At 67.3% G+C, this 13,198-nt stretch carries 11 protein-coding genes and 1 pseudogene; 5 read left to right on the top strand and 7 right to left on the bottom strand.

What is annotated here, in order from left to right:
• Window positions 1-5 precede the first annotated feature (5 nt).
• Entirely contained in the window at window positions 6-656 is a 651-nt protein-coding gene (gene alkB, locus ACF8LI_RS21935) for a DNA oxidative demethylase AlkB (protein WP_392414109.1), read from the bottom strand.
• A 42-nt stretch (window positions 657-698) separates the two neighbouring features.
• Window positions 699-1,430, bottom strand: a complete 732-nt coding sequence (locus tag ACF8LI_RS21930; RefSeq protein WP_043791937.1) for a 2OG-Fe(II) oxygenase — start codon at window positions 1,428-1,430, stop codon at window positions 699-701.
• 205 nt (window positions 1,431-1,635) lie between these two features.
• Between ACF8LI_RS21930 and ACF8LI_RS21925 the strand changes: the two genes are divergently transcribed.
• The 3 genes from ACF8LI_RS21925 to ACF8LI_RS21915 all read left to right on the top strand — a co-directional run bounded on the left by ACF8LI_RS21925 (window position 1,636) and on the right by ACF8LI_RS21915 (window position 6,060).
• Complete coding sequence (locus tag ACF8LI_RS21925; protein ID WP_392414108.1) at window positions 1,636-2,457, top strand: hypothetical protein; 822 nt, start codon at window positions 1,636-1,638, stop codon at window positions 2,455-2,457.
• 148 nt (window positions 2,458-2,605) lie between these two features.
• Window positions 2,606-3,856 (top strand): hypothetical protein, encoded by a 1,251-nt coding sequence (locus tag ACF8LI_RS21920; protein WP_392414107.1) that lies wholly within the window; start codon window positions 2,606-2,608, stop codon window positions 3,854-3,856.
• The gene (locus tag ACF8LI_RS21915; protein WP_392414106.1) at window positions 3,853-6,060 is read left to right on the top strand and encodes an AAA family ATPase; all 2,208 of its coding nucleotides are present in this window, start codon (window positions 3,853-3,855) and stop codon (window positions 6,058-6,060) included. The genes ACF8LI_RS21920 and ACF8LI_RS21915 overlap by 4 nt, the downstream gene beginning before the upstream one ends.
• Window positions 6,061-6,165: 105 nt before the next feature.
• Here ACF8LI_RS21915 and ACF8LI_RS21910 read toward each other — a convergent pair whose 3' ends face one another.
• Window positions 6,166-6,726: a chemotaxis protein CheW gene (locus tag ACF8LI_RS21910; protein WP_126312599.1), complete on the bottom strand. Its 561-nt coding sequence runs from the start codon at window positions 6,724-6,726 to the stop codon at window positions 6,166-6,168.
• 49 nt (window positions 6,727-6,775) lie between these two features.
• On the bottom strand, window positions 6,776-8,638 hold the full coding sequence (locus tag ACF8LI_RS21905; protein ID WP_392414164.1) for a methyl-accepting chemotaxis protein: 1,863 nt from the start codon (window positions 8,636-8,638) through the stop codon (window positions 6,776-6,778).
• Between the two features lie 339 nt (window positions 8,639-8,977).
• On the opposite strand from ACF8LI_RS21905, the pseudogene ACF8LI_RS21900 reads away from it, so the two are divergent.
• Window positions 8,978-9,205 (top strand): annotated as a pseudogene (locus ACF8LI_RS21900) (IS3 family transposase); the annotation flags it as partial.
• A gap of 22 nt (window positions 9,206-9,227) precedes the next feature.
• On the opposite strand, the gene ACF8LI_RS21895 reads toward ACF8LI_RS21900, so the two are convergent.
• Together ACF8LI_RS21895 and ACF8LI_RS21890 are read right to left on the bottom strand one after the other, a co-directional pair.
• Window positions 9,228-10,406 carry a porin gene (locus ACF8LI_RS21895; RefSeq protein WP_392414105.1) on the bottom strand — a complete coding sequence of 393 codons (1,179 nt, stop codon included), beginning with the start codon at window positions 10,404-10,406 and terminating at the stop codon, window positions 9,228-9,230.
• A gap of 116 nt (window positions 10,407-10,522) precedes the next feature.
• Window positions 10,523-10,975: a nuclear transport factor 2 family protein gene (locus ACF8LI_RS21890; RefSeq protein WP_392414104.1), complete on the bottom strand. Its 453-nt coding sequence runs from the start codon at window positions 10,973-10,975 to the stop codon at window positions 10,523-10,525.
• Between the two features lie 169 nt (window positions 10,976-11,144).
• Here ACF8LI_RS21890 and ACF8LI_RS21885 point away from each other — a divergent pair, with 169 nt between their 5' ends.
• Entirely contained in the window at window positions 11,145-12,416 is a 1,272-nt protein-coding gene (locus ACF8LI_RS21885; RefSeq protein ID WP_392414103.1) for a LysR family transcriptional regulator, read from the top strand.
• A gap of 18 nt (window positions 12,417-12,434) precedes the next feature.
• On the opposite strand, the gene ACF8LI_RS21880 is transcribed toward ACF8LI_RS21885, so the two are convergent.
• Window positions 12,435-13,154, bottom strand: a complete 720-nt coding sequence (locus ACF8LI_RS21880; RefSeq protein ID WP_392414102.1) for an alpha/beta fold hydrolase — start codon at window positions 13,152-13,154, stop codon at window positions 12,435-12,437.
• Window positions 13,155-13,198 lie beyond the last annotated feature (44 nt).

The following is a 13,198-nucleotide window of genomic DNA, read 5'->3' as shown; positions in this document are numbered from 1 at the left end:
TCCATTCAACCCGCCTTGCGAAAAGTGAGATTGATGCGCCGCCCGCCCAGCAGCGGGTGAGGCTGGTCCTTGAGCGGCAACACGCCGTGGTGGCGCAGCCGATCCACGCCGCCCCAGACCACCACGTCGCCATGCTGCAACAACACCCTGGCCGTCTTGTCCGCGCGCGCAAGCCCTCCAAACAGAAATGTGGCCGGCATGCCCAGTGACACCGAGACGATGGGCGCGACAAGGTCACGCTCGTCGCGGTCCTGGTGCAGGGACAGGCGGCTGCCGGGCAGGTACTGGTTGATCAGGCAGGCGTCGGGCGCGAAGCCCTCGAAGCCCGCAGCGGCGGCCGCTTCGCCCGCCAGCTGCGCAAACACGGCCGGCATGGCGGGCCAGGGCTGGCCGCTGACCGGGTCGATGGCGCTGTAGCGGTAGCCGCGCCTGTCGCTGGTCCAGCCCAGCGTGCCGCAGTTGGTCATGGCCACCGACATGGTGAAGCCGCCCGGCGTGACCAGATGGCGCAGCGGCGCCTGGGCCATGACGCCGTCCACCGCAGCCAGCAGTGGCGCCGCATGGGGCAGGGCATGGCCGCGCAGCACCACGGACTGGGGACCAATGGGTTCGATGCCCATGGGAGGTTCATCGGCAAAAAGATCCAGCGTGCTCATACCGGCCGTCCATCAAAGTGCGTCATATCAGAGTGCGTCATATCAGAGTGCGTCATGAAAGATCAGCCCCACGGTATGGCGATGGCCGCTTCGGACGCGGCTGACGCCATGGCGCATGGCCGCGCGGCGGTAGCCTGAGCGCCGCCCCGGCACGGGCCGGTGGCGCACGGCCAGGACCAGCGCATCGCCCTGGTCCAACGCCATCACATCGGCCCGTTGCCTGTCGCCATCGGCCTGGGTGATGACGAATTCCCCGCCCGCAAAGTCCTGCCCCGGCCGCGACAGCAGCAACACCACCTGCAGCGGAAACACATGCTCTCCATAGACATCCTGGTGCAGGCAGTTGTAGTCGCCCTCGCCGTATTGGAGGATCAGCGGCGTGGGCCGCAACTGGCCGTGCGCGTGGCAGCGCGCCAGGAAGTCCCGCAGCCGGTCCGGATAGCGCACATCCAGCCCCATGCGCTGGTTCCAGCGGTTGGCCACCGGCACCAGGCGGGAATACAGCTGTTCGCGCAGCCTCTGCAGCAGAGGTGGCAAGGGGTAGTCGAAATACCGGTATTCACCACGCCCGAAACCGTGGCGGGCCATGACGATGCGGGAGCGAAAACCGTCTTCCCTGGTGTAGAGGGCCGCCAGGTCACGGCATTGCTGCGCGTCCAGCAGGCCGGGTAGCCGGGCACAGCCGTGCTCGTCGAGCTGGTGCTCCATCTGCGTCCATTGGCAGGGCGGGGCGGATTCGCAAGCTTCGTTGTCGAAAAGACGGAGGTTGTGCATGGCGGGCGCGGTTGGCGGTATGGGCGCTGTGGGCAATTGCCGCAGTCTAGGGCGCCGCAGCAGCGCCTGCATCCCGCTTCTTGCAGTGGACAGAATGTCAACCGGCGGCAGCGCCTGCCAGCCGCGTGCTGGACAGGCCTGGGAGGGCCGGCTGGCAGCTGCAATTGAACAATCGCGGCATTCCTGCAAACGCCTCAGGCCCGCCATGTCCAGCAACGTCCATCACCTCTATCTGTTCTTCGATACGCCCCTGCAGCTGCGCCGCGTGCAACTGATCTGCCAGTACCTGGCCCGGCAGTCCTGGGAGCAGGCCGAGCGCTGGATCCATGAGCTGGACCCCGCCCTGGACCGGTCCGTGCTGTGGGATGACGACTGGAGCAATGCCAGCGCCCTGGGCCATCCCCAGCATCTGGAGCTGGGCTTCGACACCCGCACCACGGCGGGCATGCCCTGGCGGCTGCTGGAGACCTTGTTCCAGCACGGCCTGCAGGCGGCGGTGCTGCATGTCTTCTACGACCAGGTGGGAGAGAGCGAGCGCTATCACTTCGATGCCGGCCAATGGGTCAGCCACCATGCCTGGCTGGCCCGCTACCCGGAGCGCCAGGTGCTGGTCGATCCCGACGCAGAGGTCTATCCGCGCCCGGGGCAGGAAGAGGGCAACGATGGCACCTCACTCAGCAATCCCGCCCAGCCCATGGCCATCAGGCAACTGCGCGAGCGTGACCAGGAGCGCGATCGCCAGGCCCAGGAGTCCGTGCAGGCCCTGCTGGAGACCATGGCCAGCCTGCGCAAGAGCGGCGTGTCGCCGGTGGACGGCATCGCGGGCCTGTTCATGCTGCGGGCAGGCTTTCGCGGACTGTGCGAGGCCGTCGCGTTCACCGTCGTTGCCGCCCTGGCTTTCAGAGGCAAGGGCCTGTGGCTCTGGCTGGCCCTGGGATTGGTACTGGCGGTCGTGCTGCCGCTGTACCGGATGGCCAGTGCGCGGCGGGAGTTTGCGGGGCAGGGCGGCAGCGAACCGGCATCCTGAGACAATCCGCGCTCGGCAGAATGAAACAAATTGCACAAGATCCGGCAAAGTCCCAGGAGAGGGTGAACAGGATGTGGATACCGACCGTCGTCACGGCAGGATGGACATGCGCCATCAGGCGCCGTCTTTTTGAGCAGGGCCAACGCTGATGCAGCCCACCGCAATCGAGCAGGGCCCCGCCGTGGCCGCAGGCGTTCATGAGGATTTCGGCCATCTTCTGGGTCTGTACATGCGCCGCATCCGTGCCAGCGCTTCGGGGGTGGCCACCGAGATCGGGCTGAGCCGGGAAGCCGTCAACAACTGGAGGAATGGGGTTTCCCTGCCCAATCCGCGCTCGCGCGACCGGCTGGCCGCCTGCGCCCAGTATCTGCGGCTGACGGAGGCGGAGACCAATCGCCTGTTCTCCGCCGCCGGCTTTGCCACGCAGTTCCCGCTGCAGGCGCCAGCCGCTGGCGCCCAGCCTTTTGCCGGCTTCATGGACCGGCTTTTTGCCCAGCTGGCCCAGGCCTCGCCCTATGCCATCACCATGCTGCTGTCTCCCGCGCACTGGGGGCAGCCCCCGTTCCGCCAGGAATTGCTGCTGCGTGCCCGCGCCCAGTACGGCGCCGAGGCGGTACTGCACATCCAGCCGCCGTACAGCGTGAGCACGGCCCCGGCCGACTACTTTGCGGCCCTGGGCCGGCAATGCGGGCTGGGCGAGGTGGGCTCGGACTATGAATTCGAGGCCCTGCTGGAAAAGCGCCTGCTGGCAGGCGGCCGCCTGTTCTGCCTGGTCAGCCGTTTCGAGCAAGGCACGGCCGCACTGCGCGAGACGCTGGCCGGCATCCTGCGCAGCCTCAGCGAAATGCACAGCGGCCGCCTGCACCTGCTGCTGTGCGGCAGCGAAGCGCTGGCCGACCTCAAGTACCGCAGCGGCGACCTGTCCCTGCTCAACATCGGCCAGGTGGCCCACTGGCCCGATCCCACGCAGGAAGACCTGGCCCTGATGGCGCGCCAGCGCTGGCCGGCAACAGCCTGGCCGGCCGAGGTCATCGAGGCGCTGCAGGCCCTGACGGGCGGGCATCCCGCGCTCTTCGAGGAAGCGCTGCAATGGCTGGTGGAGCAGGGTGTAGGCATCGCTGCCGTGCACTCGCCACTGCTGCGCGCCCATCTGGTGGCCAGTGCGCGCCTGTGGCAGACCCTGCTGCCCCTGGCCCAGGAGCCGGCCGCACGCGATCAATTGCGAAGCCTGGTGGATGCGGCATCGCTGGGCCGTGCGCGGCCTTATCTGCAAGATGCCGTGCTGCGGCGCCTGTTCTGGGGCAACCTGCTGCAGGTGCGCGGAGCGGGCGAGGGCGCCTACCTGCACTGGCGCTGCGACATCGCCCGCGAAGCCGCAATGGCAGTGCTGCAGGCATGAACGGCCCGGCCCGCCTTCTGCAGCTGCCCCGATCCTATTGGCGCGCCGCGCTGCTGGCCTTGTTCACGCTGTTCATAGGCACCGCCATCCTTCTGCCCCGCTACAACCCCGTTACCCGCAGCAGCCTGCAGGGCGCGGAAAGTTCAGGGCGCGTCTGGAACGAAATCATCCTGTGGCGCCTGGCCCTGATGGAGCATGTGCGCCAGCATGAAAGCTGGCCGCAGGACATCGCCAGCGTGGCACCGGAGATTGCCGAGCCCCGCGTGCGCATGAGTTCGCCCAGGCCCTTCGTGCTGCAGGCGGACATCGTGCGCGACAGCCAGATGGGCGTGCTCTCAGGAACCCAGGTCCTGCTGCAGCTGAACATGCCCAGCCAGGACTGGAGCTGCCAGGGCGGCCAGCCACCCACCCCGCCACGCTATCTGCCGCTGAACTGCAGCCCCTCGCCAGGCCAGCCAGAGCACGAACCCTTTGGCTGGCTGCGCAACATCATCTGGACCTGCGCCCTGGTCTTTGGTGGCCTGGCCCTGCTGTGGCTGGTCCGCCATCCGCTGATAGGCCCGGCGCAGCTCAAGCCCGGGCGCCTGCGCCGCAAGCCGTACCAGCATCTTCCCCAGCTGGACCGGCTGCTGCGGCTCACCGGCCGGCGGTCCGCCGTGCTGCGCGCCGCAGGCATACGCCCGCCCGACTGGCAGCGTGCCCTGCGCCTTGCCGGCGCCAGCCCCGCCGCCCGCGTGCGCGCCCTGGCCGAACGACTATCGGCCACCTGCAAAACCGCCGAGGGCGAATGGCCCGTGCCCGGTGGCATGTTCGAATGGACGCTGCCGCCGGACCTGCCCATCGCCCTGGGCCGCTGCCTGGTCTATGCGCTGCCAGAGCAGCTGGAAGAACTGGAAGAGGGCGAACTCGTGCGCCAGCTGCGCCTGCTGCAGACCGGCGGCGATGTGGTGCTGATCCTCAGCCCCCAGCATCCCCAGTCGCCCATGCCGCTGCTGCAGCGCCATGCCGAGGACCGCGCCAATCTGCACGCAGTGCTGGACAGCCCCGGTCAGACCGAATGGCTGATGGGCGGCGAGCCCGCGCAGGTGCTGCTGCGGCTGCTGGCCGCGCAGCTGCAGGTCACGCGCATCTCGCCCTACCAGACGCGCGGCGGCGTGACGCGCGAGGACGTGTTCTTCGGCCGCGAGCGCCTGCTGGCGCGCGTACTCAACCGCGAACCGGCCAACTACCTGGTCGTGGGAGGGCGCCAGCTCGGCAAAAGCAGCCTGCTCAAGGCCGTGCAACGGCGCCTGCAGGAGCATCCGTCCATTGCCTGCCACTACCTCTCGCTGCGCGACCACCGACTTACGCCGCGCCTGGCCACCCAGTTCGGCCTGCCCGTGGAGACACCGCTGGAGGCCATCATCGAACACCTGCAGTCGCAATCGCAGGGCAGGCGGCTGTACCTGCTGATCGACGAGGCCGACCTGTTCTTCCGCGATGAGGCCCGCAACGGCTATCCCCAGCTCAGCGCCTTGCGCGCGCTCAGCGAGGAGGGCCGTTGCTGGTTCATGCTGGCTGGATTCTGGGATCTCTATGCGGCCGCGTTGCTCGACTACCAGTCGCCGCTGCGCAACTTCGGCGACATCCTGGCCATCGGTGGCCTGGAGCCGTCCGCCTGCCAGGCACTGGCCACCGAGCCGCTGCGCAGGCTGCGCGTGGGCTACGCCAACGACGCCCTGGCCGAACGCCTGATCGAGGCCAGCGGCAGGCGGGCCAATCTGGTCGCCATCCTCTGCCAGGAATGCCTGCAAGCCCTGGGGCCCGACGAACGCGTGATCGAAGAGCGCCACCTGCGCCAGGCGCTGGAATCCCAGCCCGTACAGGATGCGCTGGTCGGCTGGGGCCGCCTGAGCACCGACGAACAGGCCTGCCGCCTGGACCGCATCGCCGTCTATCACACGGCCCAGCAAGGTCACACCAGCCTGACCGCGCTCGACGCCCTGGTCCAGGCCCACGGCGCCACCGGCCAGGCCCAGGCCTTGCGCCGATCCCTGGCCCGCCTGCAACTGGCCTACGTCCTGCGCCGCGATGAAACCCACGGCGTGCACGACGCACGCTACGTCTTCACCATCCCGCTGCTGCAACGCCAGTTCGAACCGCAGGAGACGGAGTTGTTGTTGAGGCAGGAACTGGAGAGCCTGGGAAGAGGGTTGAACAGCTGAAAAAAGAGGCGGAAGACAGGCAGGCCTGGTGCAGGAAGAGTGCCTTACCTGGGTTTGGACAGTGTTAATCGCAACTGTGATTTAACATAATATACATCGTATCAATCAAAGCATCGCAGCCTCCATCAACCCCATCTCGGCGCTGCTCATGAGCGCTTCGATGTCGGTCAGAATCAGCATGCGTTCGACATCGCCGCTCTTGAAGCATCCCATACCCATGATGTAGCCGGCATCCACCGAGGCACTCATCTGGGGCGCCGGCTTGATGTTGTCCGCGCCCAGCGCCAGAACGTCCGACACCGAATCGACCACCACGCCGATGACCCGTCCGCGCACGTTCAGCACGATGACGACGGTGAAATCGGTGTACTCGGCCGACTCGCAACAGAGCTTCAGGCGCAGGTCGACGATGGGCACGATCACGCCACGCAGGTTGATCACTCCCTTGATGAAATGCGGTGCGTTCGCAATGCGGGTGGGAGCCTCGTAGCTGCGGATCTCCTGTACCCGCAGGATGTCGATGCCGTATTCCTCGCCACCCAGGCGGAAGCTGAGGAACTCGTTGGGCATGGCGGCCACTGCCTTGGCAGCCCGTGTTGATGAGGCGGCTGTCGTCTGCGCCGTAACCGGTGCTACCGTTGGGCGCTCTTCAATCATGGCGGTCATCTTCGACTCCTTGGAGATTGGGGGCGGGTTCTGGCGCGGCGAGCCGCGCTCAGAACGACGTCCAGTCGTCAGTGCCGGTCTTGGCAGGTGCGATAGCGAGCCGGCTCGACTCAGAGGTCGATGCTGGGGCTGCAGCAGCCTTCGCCTTGAATGCCGGCCGGGCGATGTTCTTGGCACGGTCCGGGCCGCGACACTCGACGGCAGCAGCGTTGGCCGCTGGGGCCGCAGCGTGGGTCGAGCCTCCAAGTCCTTCATGCGACAGCTTGAACACCGCCACGGCCTGCACCAGTTTCTGGGCCTGGCCCTTCAGGCTCTCTGCGGCGGCAGCGCTCTCTTCCACAAGCGCCGCGTTCTGCTGCGTCACCTGGTCCATCTGGCTGACGGCCTCGCCGACCTGCCCGATGCCGGAGCTCTGCTCGACGCTGGCCGAGGTAATCTCGGCCACGATGTCACTCACGCGTTGGATCGAGGCGACGATCTCGCCCATGGTCTTGCCGGCCTCGTCCACCAGCACGGTGCCTTGCTCCACTTGCTCGACGCTACGGCCGATCAGGGCCTTGATTTCCTTGGCAGCCTCAGCGCTGCGCTGCGCGAGGCTGCGCACTTCAGACGCCACGACAGCGAAGCCGCGGCCCTGCTCACCTGCGCGGGCCGCCTCGACGGCTGCGTTGAGCGCCAGGATGTTGGTCTGGAAGGCGATGCCGTCGATCACGCCGATGATGTCGCCGATCGTGCGGCTGCTGTCGCTGATGCCTTGCATCGTGGTGACGACCTTGCCGACCACCTCGCCACCTTGCGCAGCGACGGCCGAGGCGCCCTGAGCGAGTTGATTGGCCTGCTTGGCGTTGTCGGCGTTGTTGCGGGTGGTGGTGCCCAGCTCCTCCATCGTGGCGGCCGTTTGTTGCAGGGCACTGGCTTGCTCTTCGGTGCGCTGGCTCAGGTCCTGGTTGCCCTGTGCAATCTCGGAGCTGGCTGTCGCCACGCTGTCGGCACCACTGCGAATGGCGCCCACCACGCTAGACAATTGCTGCTGCATGCTGCCCATAGTGCGCAGCAGGTCACCTTCTTCACCCCTCACACCGAGATCGATCGACTGATCAAGCTCCCCTGCCGCAATGCCCGATGCCACACGACTGACGTCGCCAAGCACGGCGCTGGTGCGACGACGCAGATAAAGTAGCCCGGCGAGCAGGCTCACGATGAGCAATGCCGTCGAGGCCATGGCAAGTTTCGACCATTGCTGCCGCGCCGCCACGGCTGCGGCCAGCTGTGCTGACGTGCGCTCATCGAGAAGAATCAGGAACTCGTCCACGGGTTTCATGATCTTGGCTTTGTACTGGTGGTACGCCAAGTCGTGCATCATCCCCAGAGCCTTGGCCTTGTCGGGTTCAGCTTGGCGCGTGAACCCACCTTTGCCGTCGTCATAAAGGCCCTTCACCATGTTCATGGCGATGGTTTCAGTGCGCACCAGATCATCTGAGTTGGCCTTGGCTTCGGCCAGCTTGGCGAGTTCGTTGTCTGCAAAGCCGGCCCGCTTCATCAGATCAAGCAGCGGCACCGTTTCGCCTGCGGGACGCACGTTTTGCGCATCGGCTGCCCGGAAGTCCCAATAGATCCGCTCGTAGGCCTGAGGCCGTGGCAGCTTGCCATTGCGAATATCCAGAATCTCGATGTATTGCTTCTCCCACTTGGCGTCACCGGTGGCCACGTAGGTGCGTGCCAGTCGGGTGAGGTCGTCAGAGCTTTGCCGCAACTCATCGGCCAGCAGGTAGGACTGGTATCGCCTGGCGGCGGTTTCGTCGGCAAGAGCGCTGCTGCGGTTGCTCATGATGGCTGCGCCAATGGTGGCCGCGCCAAGAACCAGCAGGAGAGCGGCACCAAAACTGTAGGCTTGTCTGATCTGGAGTCTCATTGTTGTTCCTTCCACTGTGCTCTCGCCCTCGACCAGGACGATGGAGTTGAGTTCGCCATGCAGGCCGATCTGGCTTGGCGCAGAGCATGGGGCTTGCGACTTTTCAGCCCCCTGCCCTGCGCTGTCCCGCGTCACCCTGAACTGGCCGGATCGGCGCAGCCACATGCTGCCATTGAATGCCAAAATTGATCCGATGACTGCATCATAGATATCAATTTAATCAAATATGAATTAAATTTTTCTATCAATTTGAGGAAATTGCTACTTATGTGCGTGAGCACATGTCCGATCCACAACTCGGCATGTACGGATATCAAGGAGTCCGCTGTCGGTGTCTGCGCGGAAATAGCCAAGCTGCAGCGCGTGCTCGGCAAGACAACCTTGGAGAACGAAATCCTCAAGGAAGCCGTGCGGTACGCCGCAGAAAAAAGTGGATTGCGCTCGCCTGTGCGCGACCTGCCTGGGCGCGGTGAAGGCTGGGCCGATGGCCGCAGCCATCGCACACCCGGCGACGACGCCGGGCTGCTCGCCGAACTGCGCCAGGAAATTGCCGACTTGCCCAGCTGGCCTGTTGTATTTGCCCTCGGTTTCAGAACGAGTGGCGCAGGCCCAGCATCAGGCCGGTCTGCGATGCGCCCGCCAGCGGGCTGCCGCCGGCTGCGGCCGAGCTGACCGAGATGGCAAGGCGCTGTCCGTTGTCAATGCGCGCGGCCTGGGCATAGACCGCCGTGCGCTTGGAGAACCTGTAGGTGGCGCGCAGGGCCAGCAAAGTGGAGCGGTCGCCGCCCTGGGCATAGCGCAGTTGCTGCAGCTGGCCATCGACCACGACGGCGGCGCTGGGGGACCAGGACAGGCCGCCCCAGGCCAGGGTGCTGCGCGGCGTGGCGCCGTTGCTGGCCGAGGCCACCTGGGCCGCGTCGTTGTCGCGGCGCATGAGGCCGGCGCCCAGCTTGATGGTGGGTGACAGCGCGGCATAGCCGTTGAGCATGATGCGGCGGTCCTTCAGGTCCGAGCGCGTGAGCCCTGCAAATGCGCCGGCGCCGCCGCGCATCTCGTCCACGGCCAGGGCAAAGCCCCAGGGCGCGGTGTCGTACTTCAGCATGGCCGACCACTGGCGGCAGGCCTGCCTGTCCGTGGCCGATTCGCCGGCGCAGTTGGTGCCGGCCGGGCTGGGGCCGGCGTTGACGGCATCGCGTCCCAGGCTGTAGGCGGCGCCCAGGCTCCAGGCGCCGAAGCGTCCCCGGTAGGCCAGGGAGTTGTCGGTGCGCGTGTTGGGGATGTAGCTGTCCAGGCTGCTCAGGCCGAAGGCGTTGGGGCCGAGCAGGTCGGCATCGAACAATGCCCAGTACAGCATGGTGTAGTTGCGCCCCAGCGAGACACTGCCCCAGCCTCCGGACAGCCCCACCCAGGCCTGGCGCCCGAAGCCCCGCCCGCCCTGGTTGAAGGTGCCGGCATCCGGGCCAAAGCCTGACTCCAGCGCAAAGACGGCGCTCAGGCCGCCGCCCAGATCCTCGCTGCCGCGCAGCCCCCAGCGCGACGGTGCCGTTCCCGTGAGGCCGGGCACGCGCGTCAGCGATCCGCCGCCTTGCACATTCGTCAGGTGCTCGATGCCGGTGTCCAGATGGCCGTACAGCGTCACCGATGAGGCGGTCTGGGCCTGGGCGCCGCCTGCTGCTGCCAGCATGGCGAGCGGGGCGAGGCGGCCCAGACAAGCCCGCAGTGGGCGCCTGGCTGGGGGTTGGGGAATGCTTTTGAGAGTGCGGTTCATGCTTGTGTCTCCTGTCGTTGTCGTTGCGGAATCGGCACGCCGCAACGCTGCGCCTTGGGAAAGGCGAGAGTGGCGGGCGCGGGGAAATGGGAGAAAGCGGCTGGGCGCCCTGCGCTTCAGGCGCCCGGGACGTCCCGGTACATGACGAAGCGCGCCACGCGGCGCGTGATCAGCCAATGGCCTTCAGGACTGCGGCCGAAGGTGTCATCGAACTCGCCAACGAGCTGGCGCGGTTGGGCCGGGCGGCCGTGCGGCGTGATGGCATCGGCCTCGTCGCAGGACCACAGCAGCACCTGGCTGCGCGCGCTGGCGCGGTCCGGGCCTTGCAGTTCCACCAGCGTGTTGGTGACCAGATGCCGGGTCATGCGGCCCGCGGGACGCCGGGAGTACGCAGCGGCGATGGCCGTGCGCCCGCCCAGTACCTCGCCGCCGGGCCGTTGCAGCTGGCCGTCTTCGGCAAACAGCTGCGCCAGGGCCTGGGCATCACCGGCATCCGCAAAGGCAGCAGCGCGCAGCACCAGGTCCAGGCAGGCCTGGCGTGCCAGCAGCCGGTCGATTTCATGGTTCATGTTTCTTGTCTCCCCGGAATTCGCAGCCTGCGATGGGCTGTCTTGATCCAGGCACCAAGCATTCCACGCTGGCATCGATCCGGCCAATGCCGGAGCCCCGGCCATCAATGCGTTTTTCTTATGGGACAATCAAAAAACGTTCTTCCAACGTACCGCGAAGCGCCTTTCAATGAACCTTTCTCTTGCCCCCTGGGCCAGCAGCAATCCCTCGCGTTTTCCCGAGTTGGCAGGCCATTTGCGAGCCATGCGCGCCATGCTGGGCGTGGTGCGCCATGGCAGCACCACGCGGGCCGCCCAGGCTATGCATCTTTCTCAGCCGGCCGTGGCGCGTTCGGTACTGCAACTGGAAGAGGCCTGCGGCATGCCGCTGTTCATGCGCGGTGCGCGCGGCATGATGCCGACCCCGCTGGGCAGCCAGCTGGCCGCCCGCATAGAGGCCATGCTCCAGCACCTGGGCAGCGGCGCGGCCGACGCCCAGGCCGCCGCCACGCTGGCGGCCAGGCGCCCTCCCCTGCCCGAGCGTTTTGCCGAGACCGTGCCTGCGGGCCAGCTGCGCGCCCTCATGGCCATTGCCGACTGCGGCAGCGAATCCCTGGCCGCGCAGTGGCTGGGCCTGACGCAGCCCGCCGTGCATGCGGCGCTGCAGGGGCTGGAAACCAGTCTAGGCATGCAGCTGTTCTACAAGCTGGCCTTCGGCACGCGGCTGACGCCGTCCGGCGAAGCGCTGCTGCGCCGTGTCAAGCTGGCCCTGGCCGAGGTGCGCGGCATGGACAGCGATATTTCCGCCTGGCGCGGCGAGATCCGGGGGCGCGTGGTGGTCGGCGTGCTGCCGCTGTCGGTGGGAATCTTCCTGCCGCGCGCGGTCGACAGCCTGGCCGCCAGCCACCCGGACATCGAGGTCAGCATCGTGGACGGCACCTACGAGAGCCTGGTGCAGCACCTGCTGAGCGCCGACATCGACGCCATCGCCGGCGCCCTGCGCGCCGACATGCCCTCCGATGAGGTACGCCAGCTGCACCTGTTCGACGATGACCTGGTCGTGGTGGCACCGGCCGGCCATGCCTGCCTGGACCGCGGCCAGCTGGTTCTGGAGGACTTGCTGCAATGGCCCTGGGTGTCGCCCCTGCCCGGCACGCCGGCCGACCGCGCCATGGTCCAGCTGTTCCGCAGCCAGGGCCTGGAGCCGCCGCGCGCCAGCCTGCGCGCCAGCAGCCCGACCATGACGCTGGCCTTTGTGCTGCAGACGGGCCGGCTGGCCCTGGCCTCGCGCGGACAGGCCCTGCAGGATGACCACGGCGGGCAGTTGTCCATCGTGCCCGTGGACCTGCCTTCCACACGCAGGCGCATCGGGCTGGCCACGCGTGCGCTGAGCACGGCATCGCAGGACCTGGAGCTGTTCATGCAGGCCTGCCGGCGGGCCGTGGGCGATCTGCCGGCCTAGGCTGAGCGCAGCGCTCGCTCAGCGCCCCATCCAGTCGAGCAGTGCCCGCGACACCTGGTGCGGCTGCTCCATGGTGCTCATGTGGCCGCTGTCCTCGATCACCACCAGCTCGGCGCCCGGGCACAGGGCCTGCATGCGCTCATGGCGTGACAGCGGGCTCCACGCATCCTGGCGACCGCAGGCCAGCAGGGTCGGGCAGCGCAGCTGCCTGAGCACATCGCCCGCATCGGGGCGGTTCAGCAAGGCATTGATCTGCGCGGCGAACACCTCGGGCGTGAAGCGCGCCACCATGTCGAGCACCTCACTGAACAGCGGCGTATCGAGCCGGTCCGGATGCACCATGCCGCGCGCCCATTGCAGGCCCATCTCGCGCATGCCGCTGTGCCGGGCGATCTGCAAGAGCGCCATGCGCTTGGCGCGTTCGCTCTCGCCGGCCTCGCACGGGGCGATGGGGTCCATGCCGGTGTCCAGCAAGGCCAGCCGCTCCACACGCTGGGGCGCCATGCCGGCAATGGCCAAGGCCACGCGCCCGCCCATGGAATGGCCCGCCAGCGAAAACCGCTCGGCCGCCACGCCATCCAGCACCAGGCGCGCCATGTCTTCGATGGTGGCCGCCGCGCCATAGGACGGAACAATGCACTCGGCAACACCGGCAAAGGACAGGGCCGCATGCTGCTCGCGCCAGACCGTCTCGTCGCACAGCAGGCCCGGCAGAAGTACCACGCAAGGCCGGCTCATGCTGCGTTCTCCAGGATGAGGTGTCCCACGGCCGTGTTCGATGC

This window comes from Delftia sp. WSY_12, from assembly GCF_043104645.1.
GTDB lineage: Bacteria > Pseudomonadota > Gammaproteobacteria > Burkholderiales > Burkholderiaceae_C > Comamonas > Comamonas tsuruhatensis.
Note: the sequence above shows the minus strand (reverse complement) of the source record. Positions and strands in the feature narration are given on the sequence as shown.

Coding starts and splice junctions, on each gene's coding strand:
- alkB (WP_392414109.1), bottom strand. CDS start 656: ATGAGCACGCTGGATCTTTTTGCCGATGAACCTCCCATGGGCATCGAA.
- ACF8LI_RS21930 (WP_043791937.1), bottom strand. CDS start 1,430: ATGCACAACCTCCGTCTTTTCGACAACGAAGCTTGCGAATCCGCCCCG.
- ACF8LI_RS21925 (WP_392414108.1), top strand. CDS start 1,636: ATGTCCAGCAACGTCCATCACCTCTATCTGTTCTTCGATACGCCCCTG.
- ACF8LI_RS21920 (WP_392414107.1), top strand. CDS start 2,606: ATGCAGCCCACCGCAATCGAGCAGGGCCCCGCCGTGGCCGCAGGCGTT.
- ACF8LI_RS21915 (WP_392414106.1), top strand. CDS start 3,853: ATGAACGGCCCGGCCCGCCTTCTGCAGCTGCCCCGATCCTATTGGCGC.
- ACF8LI_RS21910 (WP_126312599.1), bottom strand. CDS start 6,726: ATGACCGCCATGATTGAAGAGCGCCCAACGGTAGCACCGGTTACGGCG.
- ACF8LI_RS21905 (WP_392414164.1), bottom strand. CDS start 8,638: ATGAGACTCCAGATCAGACAAGCCTACAGTTTTGGTGCCGCTCTCCTG.
- ACF8LI_RS21895 (WP_392414105.1), bottom strand. CDS start 10,406: ATGAACCGCACTCTCAAAAGCATTCCCCAACCCCCAGCCAGGCGCCCA.
- ACF8LI_RS21890 (WP_392414104.1), bottom strand. CDS start 10,975: ATGAACCATGAAATCGACCGGCTGCTGGCACGCCAGGCCTGCCTGGAC.
- ACF8LI_RS21885 (WP_392414103.1), top strand. CDS start 11,145: ATGAACCTTTCTCTTGCCCCCTGGGCCAGCAGCAATCCCTCGCGTTTT.
- ACF8LI_RS21880 (WP_392414102.1), bottom strand. CDS start 13,154: ATGAGCCGGCCTTGCGTGGTACTTCTGCCGGGCCTGCTGTGCGACGAG.